Consider the following 24,813-nt stretch of genomic DNA (forward strand, 5'->3'; position numbering starts at 1 on the left):
TCCTCCATCGTTGTGATCTCCGAGGGAATAGCGCCTCCGCGACGCATTCCAGACGATCCTCGCCATTCCGCTCGCGGCTTATCCGGATTATCGGACTCTCCTTTCCCCGTCGTTCTGCGACGACTCGTACTCGCCTTTCGATTCCTTCTCCACGAGCCGGTTAGCTTCTACTGCACTGCTGATCGGTCACCGACGACGGATAAGCATTCGGAGCCGCTCCCGTCTCCGGATGGCCGCCCGATCCTCACCGCACGCCCGGGGGAAGGGGCCCATCATCACTGCCGTCATCGACGCGACCACCCGTTCCCGATCCGTCCCGCCGGTCGGTTCCGGCCTGATCGTGCACGAGTGGGTCGAGCGCCGCGGAGGCGCCGAGCGCGTGCTCGAGGCTATGACCGAGGCCTTCGCCGACGCCGACGTCCGCGTCCTCTGGAGCGACTGCGCCGAGGTCGTCGGCAGGCCCGTCTCGGAGTCCTGGCTGGCGCGCACGCCGCTGCGCCGCCACAAGGTCCTCGCCCTGCCGGCGATGCTGCCCACGTGGCGGCTCCCGGTCGGCGCCTCCCGCGAGTGGGTGCTGGTCAGCTCGCACCTCTTCGCCCACCACGTCCGCACCAGCGGACCGACCCGCAAGCTCGTCTACGCGCACACCCCGGCCCGCTACATCTGGGAGCCCGACCGCGACGGCCGCGGCAGCAGCCTCGCCGCCCGCACCGCGAGCCTGCTCCTCAAGCCGATCGACCGCCTCCGCGCCGCCGAGGCCTCCTCCATCGCCGTGAACAGCCTCTTCACCGGGCAGCGGGTGCGCGACGCGTGGCACCAGCCGTCGCGGGTCATCTACCCGCCGGTGAACACCGAGCTGCTCTCGACGATCACCGACTGGCGCTCCCCGCTCGACGACGACGAGCTGCGCCTCCTCGACTCGCTCGCCCGGCCGTTCATCCTGGGCGCCTCGCGGTTCGTCCCCTACAAGCGCCTCGAGAAGGTCATGGACGCCGGAGCCCGCACCGGGCTCCCGGTCGTCATCGCCGGGCACGGCCCCTGGGAGGCGCGGCTCCGCGCCTACGCCGAGGAGATCCGGGCCGACGTGACCTTCGTCATCTCGCCCTCCGACCAGCTGATCCGCGCGCTCTACGCGCAGGCGCTCGTGTACGTCTTCCCCGCCGTCGAGGACTTCGGGATCATGCCCGTCGAGGCGATGGCCTGCGGGACGCCGGTCATCGGGACCGACATCGGCGGAGTGCGCGAGAGCGTGTCCCTCGCCGGCGGGGGCGTCATCGCCGACCTCGAGGGCGATCCCGACTGGAGCGACCTGCTGCGGCGTGCGCTCGCGCTCGACGTCGACGCCTTCCGGGCTCGCACCCGGGTCTTCTCGCGCCGGCGCTTCATCGCCGAGATCCAGGACTGGGTCGCCGAGCAGACCGCCTGACGACGGCGCTCCCCGCCGCGGGAGGCCGTCCGTGCGCGCGTCACCGTGCGTGCGGACGACCCTCCCGCGGAGGGATCAGAACAGGCCGCGCGGGGGCTCGATCGAGGCGAGGACGCCGGGAGCGGCGATCACGCTGAGGCGGCCGACCTCCTCCGGGGTCAGCTCGGGCAGGCGCTGCGCGAGGTCGAGGAAGCGCTCGATCTCGGACTCCTCGAGCACGTCGGCGGCGAGCGTGCGGAACTTCGACACGTACTGCTCGCGGCTGAACGGATGCGCGCCCAGCGGATGCGCGTCCGCCACCGCGATCTCGTCGACGATCGTCGTGCCGTCCGTCATCAGGATCTCGACGCGCGCGCCGAACGCCTTCTCGCCCGGATCGGTGGAGTGGTAGCGGCGCGTCCACTCCGCGTCCTCCTGCGTCGTGACCCGGTGCCAGAGCGCGATGGTGTCGGCGCGGGCGGCCCGCTCGGGGGCGTAGCTGTGCACGTGGTGCCAGGCGCCGTCCTGCAGCGCCACCGTGAAGATGTACGGCACGGAGTGGTCCAGCGTCTCGCGGGACGCGGCCGGGTCGTACTTCTGCGGGTCGTTCGCGCCCGAGCCGATCACGAAGTGCGTGTGGTGCGAGGTGTGCAGGACGATCCGCTCGACGCGCTCGGGATCGGCGGCCTCGGGGTGCGTGCGGTGCAGGCGGCGGGCGAGGTCGATCAGCGCCTGCGCCTGGTACTCGGCCGAGTGCTCCTTCGTGTACGTGTCGAGGATCGCGCGCTTGGCCTCGCCGCGGTCGGGCAGCGGGACGTCGTAGCTCGCGTCGGCGCCGTCGAGCATCCAGGCGATGACGCCGTCCTCGCCCTCGTAGATCGGCGACGGGCTGGTCTCGCCGCGCATAGCCCGGTCGACCGCCTCGATCGCCATCTTCCCCGCGAAGGCCGGCGCGTACGCCTTCCAGCTCGAGATCTCGCCCTTGCGCGACTGCCGCGTGGCGGTCGTCGTGTGCAGGGCCTGCGCGACGGCCTGCTCGATCGTCGCGACGTCGAGGCCGAGCAGCGTGCCGATCCCGGCCGCGGCCGAGGGGCCGAGATGCGCGACGTGGTCGATCTTGTGCCGGTGCAGGCTGATCGCGCGCACCAGGTCGACCTGGACCTCGTAGCCGGTGACGATGCCGCGGACGAGCTGCGCCCCGCCGATGCCCGCGTGCTGGGCGACGGCGATCAGCGGAGGGATGTTGTCGCCCGGGTGCGAGTACTCGGCCGCCAGGAACGTGTCGTGGTAGTCGAGCTCGCGCACGGCGACTCCGTTGGCCCAGGCCGCCCACTCGGGCGAGACCCGGCGGGCCGGGTCGACGCCGAGGACGACCGAGCCCTGGCCGCCGATGGAGGCGGGGTGCGCGAGAGCCTGCGCGCGGGCGGCGACGACCGGGCGGCGCAGGAGCGACGCGGTGGCGACGGCGGCGTTGTCGATGACCCGGTTGACCACCATCTCGGCGACCTCGTCGTCGATCTCGACCGGATCGGCGGCGACCTCGGCGAGCGCGTGGGCGAGCTGCCCGTGTCGCGGGAGCTCCTCGTCGCTGCGGTGGACGCGGACGTGGTGTTCGTGCACGGGCGGCTCCTTCGTCTTTCCCCCAGGCTATCGCCCGCCTCCGGCCCGGGCCTCGCGGGCAGAATGGGCGGATGTCCTCCCCCACGCGCGTCGCGGCGCTCGACTGCGGCACCAACTCCCTCCGCCTGCTGATCGCCGACGTGGAGGGCGGCCGCCTCCGGGACGTCCAGCGCCGCACCGAGCTCGTGCGGCTGGGCCGCGGGGTCGACCGCACCGGCCGCTTCGACCCGGCCGCGCTCGAGCGGACCCTCGCCGTCACCCGCGAGTACGCGGCCGCCGCGCAGGAGGCCGGCGCCGAGCACCTCCGCTTCGTCGCCACCTCGGCCACCCGCGACGCGGCCGACCGCGAGGACTTCCTCGCCGCCGTCGAGCGGATCCTCGGCGTCACCCCGGAGACGATCTCCGGCGAGGAGGAGGCGCGGCTCTCCTTCCGCGGCGCGGTCTCGGCCGTCGACTCCGCCCGGCCCGTGCTGGTCGTCGACCTCGGCGGCGGCTCGACCGAGCTCGTGCTCGGCGGAGCGGAGCCGGAGCAGGCGCACTCGATGGACGTCGGCAGCGTCCGCCTGACCGAGCGCCACCGCCGGGCCGCCGCACCGACGGAGGGCGAGCGCGCGGCGATGCGGGCGGACGTGGGCGCCGCGCTGGCCGCCTCCTCCGTCGACCTCTCGCAGGCCCGGAGCGTCGTCGGCGTCGCCGCGACCGTGCTCACGATTACCGCGCACGTCCTCCGCACCACCGACCGCGCCGCGCTCGAGACGTCCCTCCCCCTCTCCGACGTCCTCGCCGCCTGCGACGAGCTCGCCGCGCTGTCTCCGGAGGGGACGGCGGCCCTCCCCTGGGTCCGCCCGGGGCGCGAGGACGTGCTGGCGGCCGGCGCGCTGGTCTGGGGCGAGGTCCTCCGCGCGGTCCACGAGGCGTCGCCGGGCGTCGACCGGGTCCACTCGACCGCGCACGACATCCTCGACGGCATCGCGCTCGGCCTCGCCTGACGCCCGCGCGGGTCAGGCGGTGAGGGCGCTCCCGGAGTCGCGCGGGAGCCGGGCGGCGGCGGCGAGCGGCACGAGGGTCAGCACCGCGAGGGCGAGGAAGGCGACGCGGTACGGGACGAGGCCGGGCCCGATCGCGGTGCCGACGGCGAGCGCCACCGCGCCCACCGCGACTCCGAGGCCGGCCGCGATCTGCTGCGTGGTGGCGTTGAGGGTGTTCGCGCCCGACATCCCCTCCTGCGGGACCTCGGCGAACGTGACGGTGTTGTAGGCCGTGAAGCCCGCCGAGCGGGCCACTCCGCTCAGCACCAGCAGCGCGACCACGAGCGCCACCGGAGTCGCCGGCTCGAGGAACGCCATCGCCGCCATGCACGCCGCCCCGACCGCGCTCGCCGCGACCAGCACCCCGCGGAAGCCGAGGCGCCGCAGCAGCGGAGTCGTGGCCGGCTTGATCGCCAGGTTGCCGGCGAAGAGCGCCAGCACCACGGAGCCGGCCTGCACCGGGCTCCAGCCGAACGCGTCCTGGAACAGCAGCGGGAGCAGGAACGGCACCGCGTTCACGGTCGCCCGGTAGAGCGATCCGCTCGCGTTGGCGACCCGGAAGGTGCGGAAGCGGAAGGCGTCGAGCCGCACGAGCGGATGCTCGGCGCGGCGCAGGTGCCGCACGGCGAGCGCCGTCACGACCGCGCCGACGAGCAGCGGCGCCACCGCCCGCCCGTCGAGCTCGGAGCCGGTGAGGAGCCCCGCCGCTCCGACCAGCGAGCCGAGCCCGACCGCGACGAGCACCAGCCCCGTGACGTCGAGCGGGGGCGGCGCGCTCTCGGCGGTGGCGGGGACGATCCGGCGCGCGATGGCGAACGCGACGACCCCGAGGGGCAGGTTGATCAGGAAGATCCAGTGCCAGGAGGCGACGGTCGTGAGCAGCCCGCCGAGGAACGGCGCGATCACGGGGGCGACCAGTCCCGGCCAGACCAGGATCGCGATGGCGTGGATGATCCCCTCCCGCGGAGTCGCCCGCAGCACCGCGAGCCGGCCGACCGGCACCATCAGCGCGCCGCCGACGCCCTGCAGGACCCGGGCGCCGACCAGAAGCGGCAGCGTGGGGCTGAGCGCGCAGAGCAGGGAGGCGAGGGTGAAGACGGCGATCGCGCTGGTGAAGACGCGGCGCACGCCGAAGCGCTCGCTGAGCCAGCCCGAGGCCGGGATGAGGACGGCGACGGTGAGGAGGAACGCGGTGACGGTGATCGAGACCGCGGCGGAGTCGACGCCCAGGTCGGCGGCGATCACGGGCGCGGCGGTCGTCACGATCGTGGCATCGAGGTTCTCCATGAAGAAGCAGCCGGCGACGAGCAGCGCGAGGGAGCGGTGGCGGGGGTCCGTGCTGTCCTCCTCGTCGTGGGGCTGTCGGCGGCGAGCGTAGCGCGGCGACGGCGCGGCCGCCGGGCGGGTACCGTCGCAGCATGAGCGCTGCAGCCGAGACCAGGACGATCCAACTCCGACGCTACGAGCTGATGGACGGGGTGATGGACGACTTCCTCGCCTGGTTCCCCGAGCGGATCGTGCCGGCGCGCGAGGCCCACGGCTTCCGGATCGAGTTCGCCTACGCCGACCGCGAGGTGAACGAGTTCGTCTGGGCGGTCAGCACGGCCGGCGACGCCGACGCGTTCGCCGAGGTCGAGCGGGCGTACCTGGCCTCGCCCGAGCGCGACGCCGCCTTCGCGGGCGAGCCGAAGCGCGTCGCGGTGCAGCACGTGCGGCTGGTCGAGCGGATCGTCTGACTCGGGCGGCGTCCGAGCCGAGCGGCGTCCGACCCGGGCGCCGTCGTCTCCGGGGCGCCGCCGACTCCGGGCGCCGTCGGGTCCGGGCCCGTCAGCTCCGGGCGCGCCGCACGGCCGCGAGGACGCCGCGGACCACGAGCGTCCCGACCGCGATCGACCCGATCGCTCCGGTCAGGCGCGCCCAGACGTGCTTCGGCCGGTCGATCCCGGCACGGTCGGCGGGCGAGGGGAGCGAGGCGGGCGCAAGCGTGCGGCCCGCGGCTCCCGCCTCGGCCATGTGGGCGAGCCGGCGCACGGCCTCGCGGTTGCGGATCCAGAGGAACGAGTGCATCAGCGGCTTCGGGACGAGCGTGCCCGGGCCCTTCACGGGCGCCTCGTGCATCCGCACCTTCGCGCCGCGCGCGTGCGGTTCGACCTCGACGCGCACCCGGGCCTCGCCGAGCGGCCAGCCGGCGGCCTGGATGACCATCCGGCGCGGCGGGTCCCACTCGAGGACCGTGGTGCGGTCGTCGATCACGAGCGGCCAGAGGCCGAAGGAGTGGTGCAGCTGCGAGCCCACGTGCGGGAAGTCGGCGTCGACCTTCCGCATCCGCGACGCGCCTACGACCCAGCTCGGGAACAGCCAGCCGGAGGCGAGCACCGCGAAGACGGACTCGGGCGGGCAGTGGACGACGCGGGTGGTGCGGGACATCGCGGACTCCTTCGAGTGGTGGTGGGGCGCGTGGCGGCGCCGTCCCTCAGCCTGGCAGGCCGGGGGCGGCGACGGGCGCAGCGCATCGGCGGCGGCTCAGGCCGGGTGCGCCTCCGGCGACAGGTCGGGCGACTCGCGCACCCCGAACTCGTGCCGCAGCGCGCTGCGGGCGGCGTGCCAGCCGGCCATACCGTGCACGCCCGGCCCGGGCGGGGTGGACGAGGAGCAGAGGTAGAGCCCCTTCGCGGGCGTCCGCCACGGGTCGGTCGTGGGGACCGGGCGCGAGAGCAGCTGCGCGACGCTCGCGGCTCCGGCAGCGATGTCCCCGCCCAGGTAGTTCGGGTTGTAGGCCTGCATGTCGCGGGCGGTCATCGAGGAGGCGCCGATCACGCGGTCGCGGAACCCGGGGGCGAAGCGCTCGATCTGGGCGGTGATCGCCTCCTGCTGGTCGGCGGGCGAGTACCGGGGGACGTGCGTGTACGCCCAGAGGACGTGCTTGCCCTCGGGCGCCCGGGTCGGATCGGCGATCGAGGGCTGCGCCACCAGCACGTAGGGGCTGCGGCTGTGCCGGCCGCGCTTCACGTCGCGCTCGGCGGCCGCGATCTCGGCGCGGCTGCCTCCCACGTGCAGCGTGCCCGCGCCGGCGAGCTCCGGGTTCGTCCACGGCACCGGTCCGTCGAGGGCGAAGTCGACCTTGGCCACGCCGTTGCCGTAGCGGAAGCGCTGGAGGGCCGCGGCGTACGCCGGGGGCAGCCGGTCCCCCGCCATCGCGAGCAGCGCCGTCGGCGTGCCGTCGACGAGCACGGCGCGGGCCGGGGGCAGCTCCGAGAGCGAGGTCACCTCGACGCCGGTCTCGATGGTGCCGCCGTGCGCCCGGAGGTCGTCGGCGAGCGCGTCGACGATCGACTGGCTGCCTCCGATCGGCACCGGCCAGCCGCGCGCGTGGGCGTAGGCGCCGAGCGCCAGGGCGGCCGCGGCCGTCGACGGGCTCGGCATCGGGCGGATCGAGTGCGCGGCGACCCCGGAGAACATCGCCGGGGCGACGTCCTCGCGGAAGCGCAGATTCCACACCGGGGTGCCCTGCTCGAGCACCCGCAGTCCGAAGCGGATCAGCACGCTCGGGTCCGTCGGGATCCGCAGCAGCGCGTCGTTGGTGAAGCCCGCGACGCGGTCGGCCCGCTCGGAGAGAGGTCCCATCAGGGCGCGCCACGCCGCTCCGTCGCGCCCCAGCGCCTCGACCGTGCGGTCGAGGTCGCGGTAGGCGATGCCCGCGCGGCCGCCGTCGAGAGGATGCGCGTACGAGATCTCGGGGACGACCAGCTCGATGCGCCGGTCGAGCCCGAAGGCGCGGAAGAAGCCGGACGCGAGTGCCATCGGGTGCACCGCCGAGCAGACGTCGTGGTGGAAGCCGGGCAGCGTCAGCTCCGCCGTGCGCGCGCCGCCGCCGATCGTCTCGTTGCGCTCGAGCACGGTGACCGAGAGCCCGGCCCGCGCGAGCGTGACCGCGGCGGCGAGGCCGTTGGGGCCCGCCCCGATGACGACGGCGTCGACCACGGTCACTTCCTCCGCAGGGCCGAGACGACGCCCGCGGCGCCGGCGGCGAGGGCCGCGGCGGCCCCCGCGTAGCTCAGGGCGCGGTGGCGGATCATCCAGATCTGGGGCGTCATGGTGTGCGCGCGGTCGCTGAAGAGGCCGCGGGCGCCGTGATCGCCGGGGACCGGCTCATACACGTTGTTCGGGAGCATCGGCTCCGTCTTGTCGGGGGCCTGCTGACCGTCGAAGGCGCTGCGGGCGAGGTACCAGTCCATGAAGCGCCCGGCGAAGCGGTCGCCGAGGATGGTGCCAGCGGTCGGCTCGCCGACCCAGGTGCGGCGGCGCGGCTTGTCGGCCACGTCGGCGATCGCGATCGCGCCCACCTCGGGCTCGTAGATCGGCGGCACGGGCTGCGGGTGGTGCGGCAGCTGCGACTTCACCCAGTTGAACTGGATGGTGTTGAGCGCCGGCATGTCGACCTCGGACAGGCGCACGCGGCTCTTCGCGTGCAGCAGCTCCGCGGTGACGGCCTCGGTGAAGCCTCGGGCGCCGAACTTGGAGGCGCAGTACGCGGCCTGCAGCGGGATGCCCCGGTGCGCGAGGGCGGAGCCGACCTGGATGACGTGCCCGCGGTCGCGCGGGGTCATCCGGGAGAGGGCTGCGCGGGTGCCGTTGACGAAGCCGAAGAAGTTGACGCCCACGGCGCGCTCGAAGTCGGCGGGCTCGGTCGACAGGAACTCGCCGAAGACGCCGACCATCGCGTCGTTGACCCACAGCTCGATCGGGCCGAGCTCGGCCTCGACCCGGTCGGCCGCCGACTCGACGGCCTCGCGGTCGGCCACGTCGGTCGGGATGCCCAGCCCGCGCCGGCCCTTCTGCTCGATCTCGGCCACCGTGGCCGCCAGTCCGTCCTCGCCGCGCGCCAGCACGGCGACGTCCCAGCCGCGGGAGGCGAGCTCGCGGACCGTGGCGCGTCCGAGCCCGGCCGTGCCGCCCGTGACGACGGCGACTCCGCGGCTCATGCGCGGGCCTCGCGGGAGGAGGTCTCGAGGCGGGGGTGCTGCGTCATGGTGCGGGCTCCTTCGTGAGGGCGCGGTGTGCGTCGGGAGTCCCACGCTAGGCGGGAGCGGCGGCGCGGCGCGCGGGGTTGCGCCCGATCGGTGGAGAGCTCGGTGGATTCGCGCCCGGGGAGGAGAATCGCTCCCGACAGCTCCCGGCTCTCCTCCAGAGACCGCCGCCAGACTGACGCCCGCCCGAGCACCCTCCGACCGGATCGACGCATGACCTCTCTCCTCGACCTGAGCCTCGTCTCCGGCCCCCTCGTCGTCGCCGTCTACGTGCTCGCGATCGGAGCGCTCCTCCTCCTGCTCGCCGCCCACGTCCGCGCTCCCCGCCGCGGGCGCTCCCGGCGCGGCGGGATCGCCGTCGCGGTCCTCCTCCTGGGCCTGATCGGCGGCGCCGCCCTGGCCGCCCTCGTCGACGGGCCCGACGGCCCGTTCGGCGTCGACTTCACGCCGGTCACCCGGGTCGCGATCGGCCTGGGGATCGGCGGGCTGGGCGTCGCCCTTGTCGTCCTCGGACACGCGATCGCTCGCCGGCGCGCGCGCGGGGTGCTCGCGTCGCTCGCGGCCGGAGTGCTCGTCGTCGCGGCGGCCGCGATGACCGTCAACATCGACTTCGGCCAGTACCCCACGGTGCGCAGCGCGCTCGGGATCAGCGCGTACTCCGACTCCTCCGTGCCGGTCGCCGCCGCGGACGGACCGCACTCGGACCTCGCGACCTGGACGGCCCCGGCCGGGATGCCCGCCGTCGGCTCGGTCTCGACGGTCGCCATCCCCGCCACCGCGTCGGGCTTCCCGGCCCGCGACGCCGTGGTCTACCTCCCGCCCGCGGCCCTCACCGCGGCACCGCCGCTGCTGCCGGTGATGATCATGCTCTCGGGGCAGCCGGGGTCGCCCTCCGATCCGCTCTCGACCGAGAAGTTCCAGCAGACCCTCGACGCCTACGCCGCCGCGCACGCCGGCCTCGCGCCGATCGTCGTGTCGCCCGACCAGCTGGGCGATCCCGACAGGAACCCGATGTGCGTCGACTCGCCGCTCGGGAAGTCGGCCACCTACCTCACCGTCGACGTCCCGAACTGGATCCGCGCCAACCTGCCGGTGCTCGGCGACGCGCAGCACTGGGCGATCGGCGGCCTCTCGCAGGGCGGGACCTGCTCGATCCAGCTCGGCGCCGGCCACCCGTCGCTCTTCGGCAACATCGTCGACGCCTCGGGCGAGCTCGCGCCGACCCTCGGCAGCGAGGCGGCGACGGTCGCGCAGGGGTTCGGCGGCGACCAGGCCGCCTACGAGGCCGCGAAGCCGGTGAACGTCCTCGCGGCGAACGCCCCCTACACCGGCACCGTCGCGATCTTCGGAGTCGGCGCCGAGGACACCTCGTTCCTCCCCGGAGCGAAGACCGTCTACGCCGCGGCCGTCGCCGCCGGCATGAGCGCCACCTACCTCGAGGTGCCGGACAGCGCCCACGACGTCACGGCGTGGTCGGCGACCTTCGACAAGGGCCTCGAGATCCTCGCCGACCGCTGGAAGCTCGTCCCCGCCTCCTGAGCGGCTCCGCGCCTCAGGCGCTCTCCACCAGGCGCCTTCACCCTCGGCGGCGACGTGGAGAGCGCCTGGCGCTTCGGGCTGGAGCGGATCGTCTCCGCGCTCGCTCCGGCCGCGTCGCGCTGAGCGCCGCCGCTCAGGCCCGGCGGAGCGCCGCCTCGTCCTCGAGGAACCGCGGACGGCACGCGACGATCCCGCTGACCAGCAGCACCGCCACTCCGGCGAACAGCAGCGCGTACGCGCCGCTCCAGTCCCCCTGCGCCTCGTAGAGCACGCCGATCAGCAGCGGGCCGAGGCAGGCGAGCCCGTAGCCGAGCCCCTGCGTGGCGCCGGAGAGGGTCGAGGAGCCGGTGGTCGTCCGGGTCCGCGCGTTCACGAGCGTCAGCGTCATCGGGAACGTGCTGACGCCGAGCCCGAGGCAGACCACCCACGCCATGGCACCCTCCAGCGGAGCGACGACGAGGCCCGCGTAGCCGACGGCGAGCAGCACGCAGCACACCACCACGACCACGACCGGGTTGCGCATCCCCAGAGTCAGCGGCGGCACCACGAAGGCGGCGGCGAGGCCGAACACCGAGAACAGCGCCAGCAGCGCCCCGCCCTGCGCCGGATCCGCGCCCGCGTCGACGAGGATCGTCGGCAGCCAGGTGATGATCCCGTAGGTGTGCAGACCGGTCATCCCGAGCATCAGCACCATCGCCCAGAGCAGCGGCGTGCGCCACGCCCCGTCCACGCGGCCGCCGGCGGCGGCCGGAGCCGCCCCGCCTCCTCCGCGGGCCGCGAGCGCCGCCCAGAGCAGGCAGGCCGCGGCCGTCATCACGGCCCAGATCCCGATCGCCCAGCGCCACCCCGCCGTCGAGGCCAGCGGCACCGCGACCAGCGGAGCGACGAACTGGCCCACCTGCAGCAGCGCCAGGTAGAGCGAGCTGACCGTCTTGATCCGCTCGGCGAAGTACCGCTTCACGATCGGCACGATGAGCACGTTCGTGGTGCCCACGCCCGCGAAGGCGACGACGGTCGAGAGCACCAGAGCGACCGGGCTCGGGCTGAGCGCGCGGAGGGCGATGCCCAGTGTGGTCACCAGCGTCGCGATCGCGAGCGTGCGCTCCAGGCCGATCCGGCGCGAGACGGCCGCGGCGACGAAGCCGAAGACAGCGAAGGAGGCGGTGACGATCGTCCCCAGCGCCCCGTAGAGCGAGGGCCCGAAGCCGAGATCGGCGCCGATCGTGTCGAGCAGCGGGCTGAAGCCGGTGACGGCGGTGCGGAGGTTCAGCGCGGTGATCGCGATGGCGGCGAGGGCCAGGAGGGCGGTGGCGCGGAGCGTCGGTGCTGCGGTCATGGAGTCCCCGAGAGATAGGATGATGGGATGAATCCTGGCGAGTCTAGCCCCGCGGCGCCGTTCCAGCGCGAGAGCGTGATCGACCACGTCACGGCGCTGTTCCACGAGGAGATCCGCTCCGGCCGCTGGGCCGTCGGCGAGCGGATCCCGGTGGAGGCCGAGCTCGCCCGCTGGACCGGCGCCGGACGCAACTCCGTCCGCGAGGCCGTCCAGGCCCTCGTGCAGGCGGGCCTCGTGCGGCGGGAGCAGGGGCGCGGCACGTTCGTCACCGCGCGCTCGCAGCTCGCCGAATCGCTGCGCCGCCGCATCCCGAGCGCCGCCCGCCGGGAGGGCCTCGAGCTGCGGTTCGCGATCGACGGGGCGACGGCCGCGCTGGCGGCCGAGCGCCGCACCGGGGAGGACGTCGCCTCCCTCCGCGCCCTGCTGGCCCGCCGGGCCCGCTCGTGGGAGGCGCCGGAGCTCGCCGAGCGGATCGCCGCGGACACCGCGCTGCACCGGGCCGTCGTCGTCGCGACCCACTACGACCTGTTCGTCGAGCTCTACGACGGCCTCACCGGCATGTTCGAGTCGGTGCTGGAGGAGGACGTCGTCGGCCAGGAGGACGTGCACGCCCGGCAGCACGCCGAGCTGGTCGAGGCGATCGCCGCGGGCGACGCCGAGGGGGCGCGGCGCCGGATCGAGGAGCTGCTCGCGCCGCTGCTGGCCGAGGCGCAGCAGGGCGGCGGCTGAGGAGGATCCTCCGAGGCGGGCGGCACGCGCTCACGGCCGGCGTCGTGCCGCCCGGCGAGCGGGATCCGATGAGAGGGATCAGCCCTGCGGACGACGGGTCGACCAGAGCGCCCACGCCACCAGCAGCGGCTGGAACGCGAGGCGCACGGCGCGCTTGCGGTCGGTGTCGAGGCCGAAGGCGCTCGTCCGCGTCACCCACTGCGAGACGTTGCCCGGGAAGATCGCGGTGAAGAAGGCGGCGGCCGCGGCTCCGACCAGCGGCGCCCGTCGGCGCGCGAGCACCAGCGAGGCGCCCAGGCCGATCTCGACCACGCCCGAGGCGAGCACGACCGCGTCCTTGTCCAGCGGCACCCACTCGGGCACCTGCGCCTGGAACTCCTCCCGCTTGCGGGTGAGGTGGCTCACCCCCGCGAAGAGGAGGGCGGAGCCGAGGAGCACCTTGGCGCCGGTGCGGAGGAGGGACGGGGAGGAGGATGTCATGCGCTCCATCGTTCCCGATGCGGGCCGCCGCCGCCGCCGTGGCGCGGCCACTGCGCACGAACGTGCCGGTGTCGGAGGCGGCGCCTAGTCTGATCGCGTGACTGACCGCATCCTCGTCCTCACCACCGGTGGCACCGTCGACAAGGAGTACTCGCTCGCGGGCGAGCTCGAGATCGGCGCCCCGATGGTGCCGCGCCTGCTCGCCCCGGTGCTCACCACGCTCGAGTTCCGCGTCGAGGAGGTCCTCGCCAAGGACAGCCTCGAGCTCGACGACGCCGATCGGGCCCTCATCCGCGAGCGGGTGCTCGCCGCCGAGGAGGACCGGATCGTCCTCACCCACGGCACCGACACGATGACCGCGACGGCCGAGGCCCTCGGCGTCGTCCGCGATCGGGTGGTCGTCCTCACCGGCGCGATGCAGCCCGCACGGATGCTCGACAGCGACGCCGCGTTCAACCTCGGCACCGCGGTGGCCGCCGTGCAGCTGCTGCCGCCGGGCGTCTACCTCGCGATGAGCGGGCGGGTGCTGCCCGCCGGCTCCGTGGTGAAGGACCGGTCGATCGGCGTGTTCCTTCCGGCCTGAGCCGAATGCCGGGCCAGGGTCGCCCGCGGACGGGCTCCCGGCCGGACCACCCTCAGGCCTCGGCGAGCCCCGCGGTGCAGGCCGCGCAGAGCCCGAAGACGTCCACGACGTGGTGCGCGTCCGTGAAGCCGTTCTGCGACGCGACCGAACGCGCCCACTCCTCGACCTCGTCGGCCGCGATCTCGACCGTCAGCCCGCAGCGGCGGCAGATCAGGTGGTGGTGGTGCGTCCCCGGCGTGCAGGCGCGGTAGAGGCTCTCGCCCTCGGGCGACTGCAGTGAGTCGGCCTCGCCCTCCACGGCCAGGTCCGAGAGCGCGCGGTAGACCGTCGCGAGCCCGATCGGCGAGCCGGAGGCGTGCAGCGCACTGTGCAGGCCCTGGGCGCTGACGAAGTCCTCGCGACGCCCGAGAGCCTCGCGCACCGCCTCGCGCTGCCACGTGTTGCGCTTGACCACTGGACCACCTCCACTCCGCACGACCCGGGCCACGCTACCGCCCCCCGCCGACGGCGAGCCGGGAGCGCCGGACGCCCTTGCGGCCGATGATCCGGCAGACCGCGTAGATCGCGAACGAGATCGTCGTCACGTAGGGGCTGATCGGGATCGATCCGCCCAGCGCGAGCAGGATGCCGCCCACCAGCGCGCCGACGGCGAAGAGCACGCTCAGCAGCGGCACGATCACCGGCGAGGCGGACAGGCGCAGTGCCGCGGCCGCCGGCGTCACCAGGATCGCGAGCACGAGCAGCGAGCCGACGATCTGCACCGAGACGGCGACCGCGAGGCCGAGCAGGAGCATGAACGCGATCGAGAGCGCCCGGGTGGGGATGCCGCGCGCGGCCGCCACGTCGGCGTCGACGCTCGCGAAGGTGAGGGGGCGCCAGATCAGCGCGAGACCGACGAGGACGACCACCGAGATGCCGATCAGCCACCCGAGCTGCGGGTCGTCGACCGCGACGATCTGACCCGTGAGCAGGCCGAACTTGTTCGCGCTACGGCCCGGGTAGAGGGCCAGGCAGAGGATGCCGATGCCGAGTCCGAACGGCATCAGAACCGCGATGATCGAGTTGCGGTCGCGGGCGCGCGAGCCGAGCACGCCGATCAGGACGGCCGCGATCAGCGAGCCGACGATCGATCCCTCGACGACGCCGACGCCCAGCAGCAGCCCCGCGGACGCCCCCGCGAACGAGAGCTCGCTGATGCCGTGGACCGCGAAGGCCATGTCGCGCGACATCACGAAGACGCCGATGAGCCCGCCGACCACTCCGAGGACCGCGCCGGCGATCACCGAGTTCATCAGCAGCGACAGCAGCGCTCCGTAGTCGGAGAAGTCGAAGATCTGCGACCAGACGTCCGTCACGACTGCCCCTCCTCGTGCTCGTGCACGTGCGAGTGGTCGGGGGCGCCGACCACGATGACCCGGCCCCGGGCGCGGATCACGTCGACGGGTGCGTCGTAGAGCTCGCTGAGCACCTCCGAGCGCAGGACCTCGTCGGGGGTGCCGATCCGGAACCGGCCGCCGGCGAGGTAGAGCACGCGGTCGACCATGCCGAGCACCGGATTCACGTCGTGCGTGACGAAGAGGACGCCGAGGTTCCGCTCGCGGCGGTGCCGGTCGATCAGCTCGCTGACCGCTCGCTGGTGGGCGAGGTCGAGCGCGATCAGCGGCTCGTCGCAGAGCAGGAGCGCCGGGTCGCCCGCGAGCGCCTGGCCGACGCGGACGCGCTGCTGCTCGCCGCCGGACAGGCTGCCGATGGGGGCGTCGGCGAAGGCTGTGGCGCCGACGGCCTCGAGCAGCGCGTCGACGGCCGCACGCCGGGAGCGGGAGGGCAGGGGCAGGCCGAACCGGTGGCCGTCGATCCCGAGCCCGAGCAGATCGCGGGCGCGCAGCGGAGTGCCCTCGTCGGCGAGCTTCTGCTGCGGGATGTAGCCGATGCGCCGGTTGCCGCGGTGCACGGGCTCGCCGAGCACCTGCAGCTCCCCCGCGCTCAGCTGCTGCTGGCCGAGCACCGCGCGCAGGAGGCTCGTCTTGCCGGAGCCGTTCGCGCCGAGCACCGCGACGAACTCGCCGGCGCGCACGTCGAGGTCGACGCCGCTCCACAGCTCGCGGTCGCCGAAGCGGAGGCCGGCGCCGCGCAGCCGCAGCACGGACGCCGAAGGGCCCGCCTCCGGGGAGACGGGCCTGGTCGGGGAGTCGTGGCTCACTGGGAGAGGGCTCCCTCGATCGCGTCGAGGTTGGCGGTCATCCAGCCGGTGTAGTCGTCGCCCTCGGGCAGCGTCTCGGTGACGGGGACGGCCGGGATCCCGGCGGCCTTCGCGGCGTCGAGCACCGCGTCCGTCTGCGCGCCCTCGGTCTGCTCGTTGTAGATCAACGCGTCGACGGCCTTGCCGGAGAACAGCGCCAGCGTCTCCTGGAGCGTGGTCGCGGGGACGTCGGTGCCCTCCTCGACCGCCTCGCTGAAGGCCTCGGGAGTCGCGTCGGTCAGGCCGAGCGCATCGGTCATGTACAGCGGGACGGGCTCGGTGATCGCGATGGAGCGGCCGGAGAGCGTGCCCTTCAGCTCGCTCTCACGGGCGATCAGGGCGTCGAGCCCCTCGTCGAGCGTGGCGAGGTTGGCCGAGTAGGCGGAGGCGTTGTCGGGGTCGAGCGCGGCGAGCTCGTCGCCGATCCGCCCCGCGACCTCCTTCATCACCGAGAGGTCGTACCAGACGTGCTCGTTGAACTCCGCGTGCTCGTGCCCGCCCTCCGACTCCTCCTCCGCGTGATCGTGGACGTCCTCCAGGCCGGCGATCACGGTCGCCGTGATGACGGGGGCCTCGGTGCCGGCCGCGCTGATCATGGTGTCGAGGAAGTGGTCGTAGCCGCCGCCGTTCTCGATCACGAGGGTCGCGCCGGACACGGCGAGCTGGTCGCGGGCGGTGGCCTCGTACTCGTGCGGGTCCTTGTCCGGGCTGTCGATGATGCTGGTCACCTCGACCAGGTCGCCGCCGATGCTCGAGACGAGGTCGCCGTAGACGTTCGTCGACGCGACGACCTTCACGGGCCCGCCCGCGGCGGCGGCGGAGGAGCTGTCGGAGGCGCTGCCCGCTCCGGAGCAGCCGCTCAGGGCGAGCGCGGTGCCGCCGAGGAGGGCGGTGAGGGCGAGGAGGCGGGTCTTCACGGTGAGCCGATCTGGGTCAGGGGCCGGGCGGGTGCCCCCACGCTAACGGCTATTGATAACGATTGTCAAAATCGTGCGGAGGCGCCCGCCGGTCATCCGCGGACACACGCGGACACGGGGCGACACGCGCCTCGCTCCGGACACCTCGCCCCTGGCACAGTCGCTGCACACCGCCCCCCGACGAGACGAGGACACCGTGACCACCACCGCACCCACGACTGCCGGCGCCGACGCCGCGACGACGATCGGCGCCGCCGCCGAGCACTGGTCGGCCGCACCCCGGCCCGACTCCCCTGACGCCTGGCTCGTCCGCGCCGAGGAGGTCGCCGTCGTGCTCGCGACCGACGCCCTCGAGCGCGACCGCGCCGGCGCCGCCCCCTTCGCCGAGGTCGCCCTGCTCAAGGCGGCCGGCCTCGTCACGCTGCTCGGGCCCGCCGAGCACGGCGGCGGCGCCCAGGAGTGGACCACCGCCCTCCGCGTCGTCCGCACCGTCGCGCGCGGCGACGGCTCGATCGGCCAGCTGCTCGGCTACCACTACCTCTGGGCCTGGGCGGCCCGCCTCGTGGGGACCCCTGAGCAGATCATCGCGGTGGAGCAGCTCGCGACCGAGGGGGACCTCCTCTACGGAGGCGCGGTGAACCCGCGCGACTCCGACCTCACCGTGCGGGAGGAGGGCGACGAGCTGGTCTTCACCGGCCGCAAGTCGTTCTCGACCGGCGGCGTGGTCAGCGACCTGACCGTGCTCGAGGGGGTGCTCGAGGGGACGGACACCCACCTCTTCGCGATCGTCCCCACCGATCAGGAGGGGATCGTCTTCGGCCGCGACTGGGACAGCCTCGGCCAGCGGCTCACCGAGTCCGGCTCCGTCGAGATCCGCGGCGTCCGCGTGCCGTGGGCGGCGGCGGCCGGCTTCGTCGACAAGGTCTACCGTCCGCTCGTCTACAACACCCTCAACGTGCCCGTCATCCAGCAGGTCTTCGCCGAGTTCTACCTCGGCATCGCGCAGGGAGCGCTCGAGCGCGCGGCGCAGTACACCCGCGAGCGCACCCGGGCCTGGCCGTACGGCGGCGACGACAAGGAGCGCGCCGGCGACGAGTGGTACGTGCTCGAGGGATACGGCGACCTGCAGTCCCGGCTCTGGGCCGACGAGGCGCTGATCGACGCGACGGGGGCCGCGCTCTCGGCCGCGCTGCACGCTCCGCGCGAGGAGCTGACGCCTCGGCGCCGCGGCGAGATCGCCGTGCGGATCGCCGCGGCCAAGGCGCGGATCGTGGAGGACGGCCTCGCGACGGCGACCCGCGTCTTCGAGCTGACCGGCGCCCGCGCCTCCGCCAGCTCGGTCGGACTCGACCTCTACTGGCGGAACCTCCGCACCCACTCCCTGCACGATCCGCTGCCCTACAAGCGCCGCGAGGTCGGCGTCTTCGCCCTGCTCGACACCGTCCCCGAGCCCAGCTGGTACACCTGATCGGCCGCGGGGCGCGTCCTGCTCCGGCGGCGCGCTCCGCCCGCACGCCGCCCCGGCGTCGATCCGCGACAGGCCGGAGCGGAGCCCCGGGGTAGCGTGAGGGCCGAGCGGAGGGAGGACCGTGGCCGTCACGCTGCACGACGTCGCCCGCGCCGCCGACGTCTCGATCAAGACCGTCTCGAACGTGATCAACGACTATCCGCACGTGCGCCCGGCCACCCGCTCCCGGGTGCAGGCGGCCATCGCGCAGCTGGGCTACCGCCCCAACCTCTCCGCGCGGAGCCTGCGCCGCGGCCGCACCGGCGTGATCGGCCTCGCCCTGCCGGAGCTGAGCCTCCCCTACTTCGCCGAGCTCGCCGACAGCGTGATGCGCGCCGCCGACGAGCGCGGGCTGACGGTGCTGATCGAGCAGACCGGCGGCGACCCCGAGCGCGAGCGGAGCGTGCTGGCGAGCGAGCGCCGGCAGCTCACCGACGGGCTGCTCTTCAGCCCGCTGGGCCTCGCCGACGAGGACGCGCTCGCGGTCGGCTTCCCCCTGGTGCTGCTCGGCGAGCGGATCTTCACCGGGCTGGTCGACCACGTCACCATGCAGAACACTGCGGCGGCGCACGCGGCCACCGCGCACCTGCTCGCCTCCGGAAGGCGCCGGATCGTGGCGCTCGGGACGCACCCCGACGCCGCGGTCAGCTCGGCGTCGCTCCGCCTCGAGGGCTACCGCGCCGCGCTCGCCGAGGCCGGCATCGCCTACGACGAGCGGATGATCGGCGTCTCGGGCCCGTGGCGGCGCTCCGGCGGCGCCGAGGCGATGCGCCGCGTGCTCGCCTCCGGGCTCGACTTCGACGCCGTGTTCGCGCTCAACGACACCCTCGCACTCGGCGCGGTCCGCGCGCTCCAGGAGGCGGGGGTCCGCGTGCCCGAGGAGGTGGCGGTGATCGGCTTCGACGACATCGACGAGGCGGGCTACTCCTCCCCCAGCCTCTCCACCGTGGACTCGGGGCGCGACGAGATCGCGCGCACCGCGGTCGAGGTGCTGCAGGCCCGGATCGAGGGCACCCGCACCGGCCCCGGGACGCTCCACGAGGCGGCGTTCACCGTGGTCGCCCGGGAGTCGACCGCGGGCCGGCCGATCGCGGAGGACCCGCCGGTCGGCCGGGCGTCGGCCGGGGCCTAGGCGCAGGTCCCGCTGCCGCAGATCTCGCGGCGGATCCACGCTCCCGCGTCCGCGACGGCCAGCTCGCCGCGGCGGAGGAGCCGACTCCACTCCACGGCCCGCGTCGTCAGCCGGTCGTCGGCCGAGCCGCGGACGTCGCCGCCGACGGTCCGGAGGAACAGGTGCGCGAGCGGGCCGCCGAGGTACAGCGTGGCGCCCGCGACGCCGGCGAAGTGGCGGGCCTGGCCGCGGGTGCCGTCGTCGTAGGGGCGGCGGAAGCCCTTCCCCCGGACCCGGTTGCGGCCGCCGTGCGCCAGGTCGAGGGCGCCGAGCGGGGCACTGCGGATGCCGGCGACGTCCTTCGCGACGGCCGCGAGGAACGCCCGCGGGCGGGGATGCGACGCCGCGAGGGCGTCGGCGCGGTCGGCGAGCTCGGAGCAGGCGTCGGTGACGGCATCGGAGGAGGGCACCCGCCCAGTCGAGCACAGGTGCGCTGAGCGGCGGCGGGGAGGGTCGACGCGGGAGGAGGTCGGCCGACCTCGGGAGCGGCACGCAGCGAGGCGGGTGGGCCCCGTGCCGCTCTTGACAGCGGCCGAGCCGGGGCGGACCATCGTGTACAACGTTAGAAAGACCGCTCGCCGCCGAGCCCGCTGCGGGAGCCCGAAGCCCGAAAGGCCCTCATGACCGACGCCCCCGCCGCCACCGCGCGCATCAGCCTCGACCCCGCCGCGGTCGTCGCCCCCGTCACTCCGCGCCTCTTCGGCTCGTTCGTCGAGCACCTCGGCCGCTGCGTGTACGACGGCATCTACGAGCCCGGCCACCCCGCCTCGAACGAGGACGGCTTCCGCCTCGACGTGGTCGAGCTGGTCAAGGAGCTGGGCACCACGACGATCCGCTACCCCGGCGGCAACTTCGTCTCGGGCTACCGCTGGGAGGACGGCGTCGGCCCGCGCTCCGAGCGCCCCCGCCGCCGCGACCTGGCCTGGCACTCGCTCGAGACCAACGAGGTCGGGCTGGACGACTTCGCCAAGTGGGCGGAGCTGACCGGCAGCGAGATCATGTACGCCGTCAACCTCGGCACCCGCGGCGTCCTCGAGGCGCTCGACGTCCTCGAGTACGCCAACGGACCGGCCGGCACCGCTCTCGCCGACCAGCGCATCGCCAACGGCGGGACCGAGCCCTACGACATCCGCATGTGGTGCCTCGGGAACGAGATGGACGGCCCCTGGCAGGTCGGCCACATGAGCGCCGACGACTACGGCAAGCTCGCCTCCCGCACCGCCAAGGCCCTCAAGATCGCCGACCCCTCGCTCGAGCTGGTCGTCTGCGGCTCGTCGAGCTCGTCGATGCCGACCTTCGGCGAGTGGGAGCGCGTGGTCCTCGAGCACGCGTACGACGACGTCGAGTACGTCTCGTGCCACGCCTACTACCAGGAGTACGACGGAGACCTCGGCTCCTTCCTCGCCTCCTCCCTCGACATGGAGTACTTCATCGCCACCGTCGCGGCGACCGTGGACCACGTGAAGTTCAAGCTCAAGAAGACGAAGGACATCAAGCTCTCCTTCGACGAGTGGAACGTCTGGTACCTCGAGGAGTGGCAGGCCAAGGAGAAGGCCGATGCCGAGGGCGACCAGAGCACCCGCGAGTGGGCCTACGCCCCGCGCCTGCTCGAGGACGTCTACTCCGTCGCCGACGCCGTCGTCCTCGGCAACCTGATGATCACGCTGCTGAAGAACTCCGACCGGGTCACCTCCGCCTCCCTCGCGCAGCTCGTCAACGTGATCGCGCCGATCATGACCGAGCCGGGCGGAGCCGCCTGGCGCCAGACCACGTTCTTCCCGTTCTCGACCACCGCGCGTCTGGCCTCCGGCTCGGTGCTGCGCCCCCGGATCGACGCGGGGACCTACTCGACCGCCCGTCACGGCGACGCTCCGCTCATCGACTCCGTCGCCACCGTCGACGAGGGCCGCGCGGCCGTCTTCCTGGTGAACCGCTCGCAGACGGAGCCGATCGAAGTCACCGTCGACGTCAGCGGCCTCGGAGTCTCGAGCATCGCGGAGGCGGTGGCCCTGTTCGACGAGGACCCCTACGCGAAGAACACGCGTGACGACCAGGACCGCGTGCGCCTGCGCGAGGCCCCGGCGACGCTCGAGGACGGCGTGCTGACGCTGACCCTCCCGCCCGTCTCGTGGACGGCGGTCGCGCTCACGGCGTAGCGGCGTCCGACCCGCGGGACCGCGTCCGGCTTCCCGGAGCTGCGCGGTCCCGCGGGCCCCGTCGCGAACCGTCCCGGCTCAGGCCGCGGGCCACAGCGGGGAGGAGGCGCTCGAGCTGGTCCGCGAGGTCGTCCGCCACCCCCACCAGTACGTGGCGGGGATCGGGCTCGACAACCTCGAGACGGCGGGTCCGCCCGAGCGCTTCGCCGATGCCTACCGCCTCGCCGGGGAGGCCGGCCTGGGACGGACCGCCCACTCCTCCGAGCACGCCCCGACCGCGGCCGACACGACGACCTGCCTCGATCTGCTGGGCTGCGACCGGATCGACCACGGCTACTTCGTCCTCGAGGACCCCGCCGTCGTCGAGCGCGTCCGCGAGCAGGGCGTGGTGTTCACCGTCGCCTCGACGACCTCGCGCCGCTCCTGGCGGCCCTGGCGGCGCGCGTCCATCCGGGCGATGCTCGACGCGGGACTGCGGGTCGTGCCGTGCTCCGACGATCCCGGGATGTTCCCGACCACGCTCGCCGACGAGTACCGCCTCGCCGCCGGCCCGATCGGCGCGACCGCCGCTCAGCTGCGCGCGATGGCGCTCACCGGAGCGGAGGCCTCCTGGCTGCCCGCCGACGAGAAGGAGAGTCTGCGCGCGTCGTTCGCCGCGGAGCTGGACGCGCTGGACGCGGAGTTCGGGCTCGTCTGAGACCCGGGACGCGACGGGCTCCCCGCCCTGACAGAGTGGACGGATGAGCCCCCTCCCCGATCCCCTGGCCTGCGACCTCGAGGCGCTGCGCCGGGAGGTGCTGCCGGACGACGGGGGCGAGGTCGACGACAGCATCCCCGCGCTCGCGGACGCCGATCCGGGACTCTGCGCGATCGCGCTCGTCCTGCCCGACGGGTCCGTCCGCGCGAGCGCCGACGCGGAGGCGCGGTTCAGCATCCAGTCGGCCGTGAAGCCGTTCCTGTTCGCGCTCGCGCTCCTCGACACCGGCGGCGACGCGCTCGACCGCGTCGGCATCGAGCCCACCGGCGAGGCCTTCGACGCCCTCAAGCTCGAGAGCGGCACCGGGCGCCCGCCGAACCCGATGGTCAACGCGGGAGCGCTGCTGACCGCCGCCCTGGTCGACGGGGGCGACGCCGACGGCCGGAGCGAGCGGATCCTCCGCGGCCTCTCCGCCTTCGCCGGCCGCCCGCTCTCCGTCGACGAGAGCGTCGCCGCCGACGAGCACCTCCTCGGCGACCGGAACCACGCCCTCGCGCACCTGATGCGCGCGGAGGGCACCCTGCACCGCAGCGCCGACGACGCCGTCTCCGCGTACGCCCGGGCGTGCGCCGTGCTGGTCGACGTCCGCGACCTGGCCGCGATGGGCGCGACGCTCGCGTTCGGCGGCGTGCACCCGGGGACCGGCGAGCGGGTCGTGCCGGCCTCGGTCGCGCGCGACGTGGTCGCGGTCATGGCGACGTGCGGCGTCTACGACGGCTCGGGCCGCTGGATGCGCGCGGTCGGCGTCCCCGCCAAGTCGAGCGTCTCGGGCGCCCTCGTCCTCTCCGCTCCCGGTCGCCTCGGCGCCGCCGTCGTCAGCCCGCCGCTGGACCCCCAGGGCACCAGCGTCCGCGGCGCCCGCGTCGCCGCCCGCCTGAGCGACGCCCTCGCCCTGCACTCCTTCGCCGTCTCCCCCCGCTGACCGCTGCCGTTCCCCCGCTCTCCCCGCTCCCGCCGGCGCAGCCGCCGCCCGTGCCCCGGGCCGTCGCAGGCGCCCACCGCACCCTCAGCGGAGACCACCCGCCCTCCCTCGACAGCGAAGGGCCGAGCCGCATCCGTGCACGCTCGCCCTCAGGGCCGAGCCACGTCAGCGCACGCTCGCCCGCAGGGCCGAGCTGACCGCCGAATCGCGTTCCAGCGATTCGCCGTAGCGGTACGCTCCCCGCTCCACGACACGCCCCCACCTCGTACAGCCGACCGCGGAGCGGATGACGACGAAGGAGGAATCCGCTCAGTCGAGCACCGCCGAGCTCACCGCCGAATCGCGTTCCAGCGATTCGCCGTAGCGGTACGCTCCCCGCTCCACGAAACGCCCCACCTCGTACAGCCGACCGCGGAGCGGATAACGACGAAGGAGGAATCCGCTCGATCTAGCACCGCCCGCTCAATCCAAGAGCAGCGCCGGTTCCTCCAGCACGCTGGCGACGTCGGCGACGAAGCGGCTGACGACGTCGCCGTCGACGACGCGGTGGTCGAAGGAGCCGCCGACCGTGGTGACGAAGCGGGGGCGGACCTCGCCGTCGACGACCCAGGGCTTCTGCTTGATCGTGCCGAGGGCGATGATCGCGACTTCGCCGGGGTTCAGGATCGGGGTGCCCGTGTCCATCCCGAACACGCCGATGTTGGTGATGGTGATGGTGCCGTTCTGCATGTCGGCGGCGGTGGTCTTGCCGTCGCGGGCGTCGAGGGTGAGCTTCTCGAGGGCCTGGGCCAGTTCGAGGAGGCTCATCGACTGGGCGTCCTTGACGTTGGGGACGAGCAGTCCGCGCGGGGTGGCCGCGGCGATGCCGAGGTTGACGTAGTGGCGGACGACGATCTCGGTGTCGGTCCAGGCGGAGTTGACGGTGGGGTTGCGGCGGACGGCCCAGATGATGGCCTTGGCCATGATGAGCAGCGGCGAGACCTTGACGCCGGCGAAGTCGGGCGAGTTCTTGAGGCGCTTGACGAACTCCATGGTGCGGGTCGCGTCGACGTCGACGAAGACGCTGACGTGGGGCGCGGTGAACGCGCTCGTCGACATCGCGGCGGCGATCGCCTTGCGGACGCCGCGCACGGGGATCCGCTCCTCGCGGTCGTCGCCCCAGGCGGGGGTCTGGATGTTGCGGAAGACGCTGGCCTGGGAGGCGTGGCGGATGACGTCGTCGCGGGTGACCTCGCCGGCGAGGCCGGTGGCCTGCACCTCGAGGAGGTCGACGTCGAGGTCCTTCGCGAGCTTGCGGATCGGCGGCTTCGCGATGACGGGGAGCGCGGCGGCGGCCGGCACGGAGGCGGGCCGGGCCGGCCGCCGCCGCGCTCCCCGTCATCGCGAAGCCGCCGATC

The 24,813-nt window shown here is 74.1% G+C and carries 22 protein-coding genes and 2 pseudogenes; 11 read left to right on the forward strand and 13 right to left on the reverse strand.

Annotated elements, in window-relative coordinates:
- Window positions 1–229: 229 nt before the first annotated feature.
- Complete coding sequence (locus tag C5C69_RS13980) at window positions 230–1,426, forward strand: glycosyltransferase (RefSeq protein ID WP_104251036.1); 1,197 nt, start codon at window positions 230–232, stop codon at window positions 1,424–1,426.
- A gap of 75 nt (window positions 1,427–1,501) precedes the next feature.
- Here the strand turns inward: C5C69_RS13980 and C5C69_RS13985 are convergent, their stop codons facing one another.
- Window positions 1,502–3,025, reverse strand: a complete 1,524-nt coding sequence (locus tag C5C69_RS13985; protein ID WP_104251037.1) for an MmgE/PrpD family protein — start codon at window positions 3,023–3,025, stop codon at window positions 1,502–1,504.
- Between the two features lie 71 nt (window positions 3,026–3,096).
- Between C5C69_RS13985 and C5C69_RS13990 the strand changes: the two genes are divergently transcribed.
- The gene (locus C5C69_RS13990) at window positions 3,097–4,014 is read left to right on the forward strand and encodes an exopolyphosphatase (RefSeq protein ID WP_104258165.1); all 918 of its coding nucleotides are present in this window, start codon (window positions 3,097–3,099) and stop codon (window positions 4,012–4,014) included.
- Window positions 4,015–4,026: 12 nt separating this feature from the next.
- On the opposite strand, the gene C5C69_RS13995 is transcribed toward C5C69_RS13990, so the two are convergent.
- Entirely contained in the window at window positions 4,027–5,340 is a 1,314-nt protein-coding gene (locus tag C5C69_RS13995; protein ID WP_104258166.1) for an MFS transporter, read from the reverse strand.
- Window positions 5,341–5,471: 131 nt separating this feature from the next.
- Here C5C69_RS13995 and C5C69_RS14000 point away from each other — a divergent pair, with 131 nt between their 5' ends.
- Window positions 5,472–5,789 carry an NIPSNAP family protein gene (locus tag C5C69_RS14000; protein WP_104224531.1) on the forward strand — a complete coding sequence of 106 codons (318 nt, stop codon included), beginning with the start codon at window positions 5,472–5,474 and terminating at the stop codon, window positions 5,787–5,789.
- A gap of 91 nt (window positions 5,790–5,880) precedes the next feature.
- Here C5C69_RS14000 and C5C69_RS14005 read toward each other — a convergent pair whose 3' ends face one another.
- The 3 genes from C5C69_RS14005 to C5C69_RS14015 form a co-directional block, all read right to left on the reverse strand.
- Entirely contained in the window at window positions 5,881–6,480 is a 600-nt protein-coding gene (locus C5C69_RS14005) for an SRPBCC domain-containing protein (RefSeq protein WP_104233566.1), read from the reverse strand.
- A 96-nt stretch (window positions 6,481–6,576) separates the two neighbouring features.
- Complete coding sequence (locus C5C69_RS14010) at window positions 6,577–8,034, reverse strand: phytoene desaturase family protein (protein WP_374953123.1); 1,458 nt, start codon at window positions 8,032–8,034, stop codon at window positions 6,577–6,579.
- A gap of 2 nt (window positions 8,035–8,036) precedes the next feature.
- Window positions 8,037–9,035 carry an SDR family oxidoreductase gene (locus tag C5C69_RS14015; protein ID WP_104233564.1) on the reverse strand — a complete coding sequence of 333 codons (999 nt, stop codon included), beginning with the start codon at window positions 9,033–9,035 and terminating at the stop codon, window positions 8,037–8,039.
- A 258-nt stretch (window positions 9,036–9,293) separates the two neighbouring features.
- Between C5C69_RS14015 and C5C69_RS14020 the strand changes: the two genes are divergently transcribed.
- Window positions 9,294–10,619: an esterase family protein gene (locus C5C69_RS14020; RefSeq protein WP_104258167.1), complete on the forward strand. Its 1,326-nt coding sequence runs from the start codon at window positions 9,294–9,296 to the stop codon at window positions 10,617–10,619.
- A gap of 133 nt (window positions 10,620–10,752) precedes the next feature.
- Here C5C69_RS14020 and C5C69_RS14025 read toward each other — a convergent pair whose 3' ends face one another.
- Window positions 10,753–11,955: an MFS transporter gene (locus tag C5C69_RS14025; protein ID WP_104233562.1), complete on the reverse strand. Its 1,203-nt coding sequence runs from the start codon at window positions 11,953–11,955 to the stop codon at window positions 10,753–10,755.
- Between the two features lie 27 nt (window positions 11,956–11,982).
- On the opposite strand from C5C69_RS14025, the gene C5C69_RS14030 reads away from it, so the two are divergent.
- The gene (locus C5C69_RS14030) at window positions 11,983–12,684 is read left to right on the forward strand and encodes a FadR/GntR family transcriptional regulator (protein WP_104233561.1); all 702 of its coding nucleotides are present in this window, start codon (window positions 11,983–11,985) and stop codon (window positions 12,682–12,684) included.
- 78 nt (window positions 12,685–12,762) lie between these two features.
- On the opposite strand, the gene C5C69_RS14035 is transcribed toward C5C69_RS14030, so the two are convergent.
- Window positions 12,763–13,173 carry a hypothetical protein gene (locus C5C69_RS14035; RefSeq protein WP_181067813.1) on the reverse strand — a complete coding sequence of 137 codons (411 nt, stop codon included), beginning with the start codon at window positions 13,171–13,173 and terminating at the stop codon, window positions 12,763–12,765.
- 88 nt (window positions 13,174–13,261) lie between these two features.
- On the opposite strand from C5C69_RS14035, the gene C5C69_RS14040 reads away from it, so the two are divergent.
- Window positions 13,262–13,747: an asparaginase domain-containing protein gene (locus tag C5C69_RS14040; RefSeq protein WP_104224541.1), complete on the forward strand. Its 486-nt coding sequence runs from the start codon at window positions 13,262–13,264 to the stop codon at window positions 13,745–13,747.
- Window positions 13,748–13,799: 52 nt separating this feature from the next.
- Here C5C69_RS14040 and C5C69_RS14045 read toward each other — a convergent pair whose 3' ends face one another.
- From C5C69_RS14045 to C5C69_RS14060, 4 genes are read right to left on the reverse strand one after another with little or no spacing between them, the layout of a single operon-like run.
- Complete coding sequence (locus C5C69_RS14045; protein ID WP_104224542.1) at window positions 13,800–14,201, reverse strand: Fur family transcriptional regulator; 402 nt, start codon at window positions 14,199–14,201, stop codon at window positions 13,800–13,802.
- A 34-nt stretch (window positions 14,202–14,235) separates the two neighbouring features.
- Window positions 14,236–15,039 carry a metal ABC transporter permease gene (locus C5C69_RS14050; RefSeq protein WP_104233592.1) on the reverse strand — a complete coding sequence of 268 codons (804 nt, stop codon included), beginning with the start codon at window positions 15,037–15,039 and terminating at the stop codon, window positions 14,236–14,238.
- Between the two features lie 59 nt (window positions 15,040–15,098).
- Window positions 15,099–15,947 carry a metal ABC transporter ATP-binding protein gene (locus tag C5C69_RS14055; protein WP_104227225.1) on the reverse strand — a complete coding sequence of 283 codons (849 nt, stop codon included), beginning with the start codon at window positions 15,945–15,947 and terminating at the stop codon, window positions 15,099–15,101.
- The gene (locus tag C5C69_RS14060) at window positions 15,944–16,903 is read right to left on the reverse strand and encodes a metal ABC transporter solute-binding protein, Zn/Mn family (protein WP_104258168.1); all 960 of its coding nucleotides are present in this window, start codon (window positions 16,901–16,903) and stop codon (window positions 15,944–15,946) included. Before C5C69_RS14060 ends, C5C69_RS14055 begins: the two co-directional genes overlap by 4 nt.
- Window positions 16,904–17,099: 196 nt before the next feature.
- On the opposite strand from C5C69_RS14060, the gene C5C69_RS14065 reads away from it, so the two are divergent.
- Window positions 17,100–18,371 (forward strand): acyl-CoA dehydrogenase family protein, encoded by a 1,272-nt coding sequence (locus C5C69_RS14065; protein WP_258065460.1) that lies wholly within the window; start codon window positions 17,100–17,102, stop codon window positions 18,369–18,371.
- 121 nt (window positions 18,372–18,492) lie between these two features.
- On the forward strand, window positions 18,493–19,542 hold the full coding sequence (locus C5C69_RS14070) for a LacI family DNA-binding transcriptional regulator (RefSeq protein WP_104233558.1): 1,050 nt from the start codon (window positions 18,493–18,495) through the stop codon (window positions 19,540–19,542).
- Here the strand turns inward: C5C69_RS14070 and C5C69_RS14075 are convergent.
- A complete protein-coding gene (locus C5C69_RS14075) occupies window positions 19,539–19,991 on the reverse strand; it encodes a hypothetical protein (protein WP_104224546.1) in 453 nt (150 codons plus the stop codon). The genes C5C69_RS14070 and C5C69_RS14075 overlap by 4 nt on opposite strands.
- Before the next feature lie 210 nt (window positions 19,992–20,201).
- On the opposite strand from C5C69_RS14075, the gene C5C69_RS14080 reads away from it, so the two are divergent.
- The 3 genes and pseudogenes from C5C69_RS14080 to glsA all read left to right on the forward strand — a co-directional run bounded on the left by C5C69_RS14080 (window position 20,202) and on the right by glsA (window position 23,416).
- Window positions 20,202–21,737 (forward strand): alpha-N-arabinofuranosidase, encoded by a 1,536-nt coding sequence (locus C5C69_RS14080; protein WP_104233557.1) that lies wholly within the window; start codon window positions 20,202–20,204, stop codon window positions 21,735–21,737.
- A 103-nt stretch (window positions 21,738–21,840) separates the two neighbouring features.
- Window positions 21,841–22,434, forward strand: a pseudogene (locus tag C5C69_RS14085) (adenosine deaminase); the annotation flags it as partial.
- 43 nt (window positions 22,435–22,477) lie between these two features.
- Window positions 22,478–23,416 (forward strand): glutaminase A, encoded by a 939-nt coding sequence (gene glsA, locus C5C69_RS14090; RefSeq protein ID WP_104233555.1) that lies wholly within the window; start codon window positions 22,478–22,480, stop codon window positions 23,414–23,416.
- A gap of 462 nt (window positions 23,417–23,878) precedes the next feature.
- Here glsA and C5C69_RS14095 read toward each other — a convergent pair.
- Window positions 23,879–24,769, reverse strand: a pseudogene (locus tag C5C69_RS14095) (dihydrolipoamide acetyltransferase family protein); the annotation flags it as partial.
- Between the last annotated feature and the right edge of the window lie 44 nt (window positions 24,770–24,813).

Source organism: Rathayibacter sp. AY1C7 (assembly GCF_002931865.1).
GTDB lineage: Bacteria > Actinomycetota > Actinomycetes > Actinomycetales > Microbacteriaceae > Rathayibacter.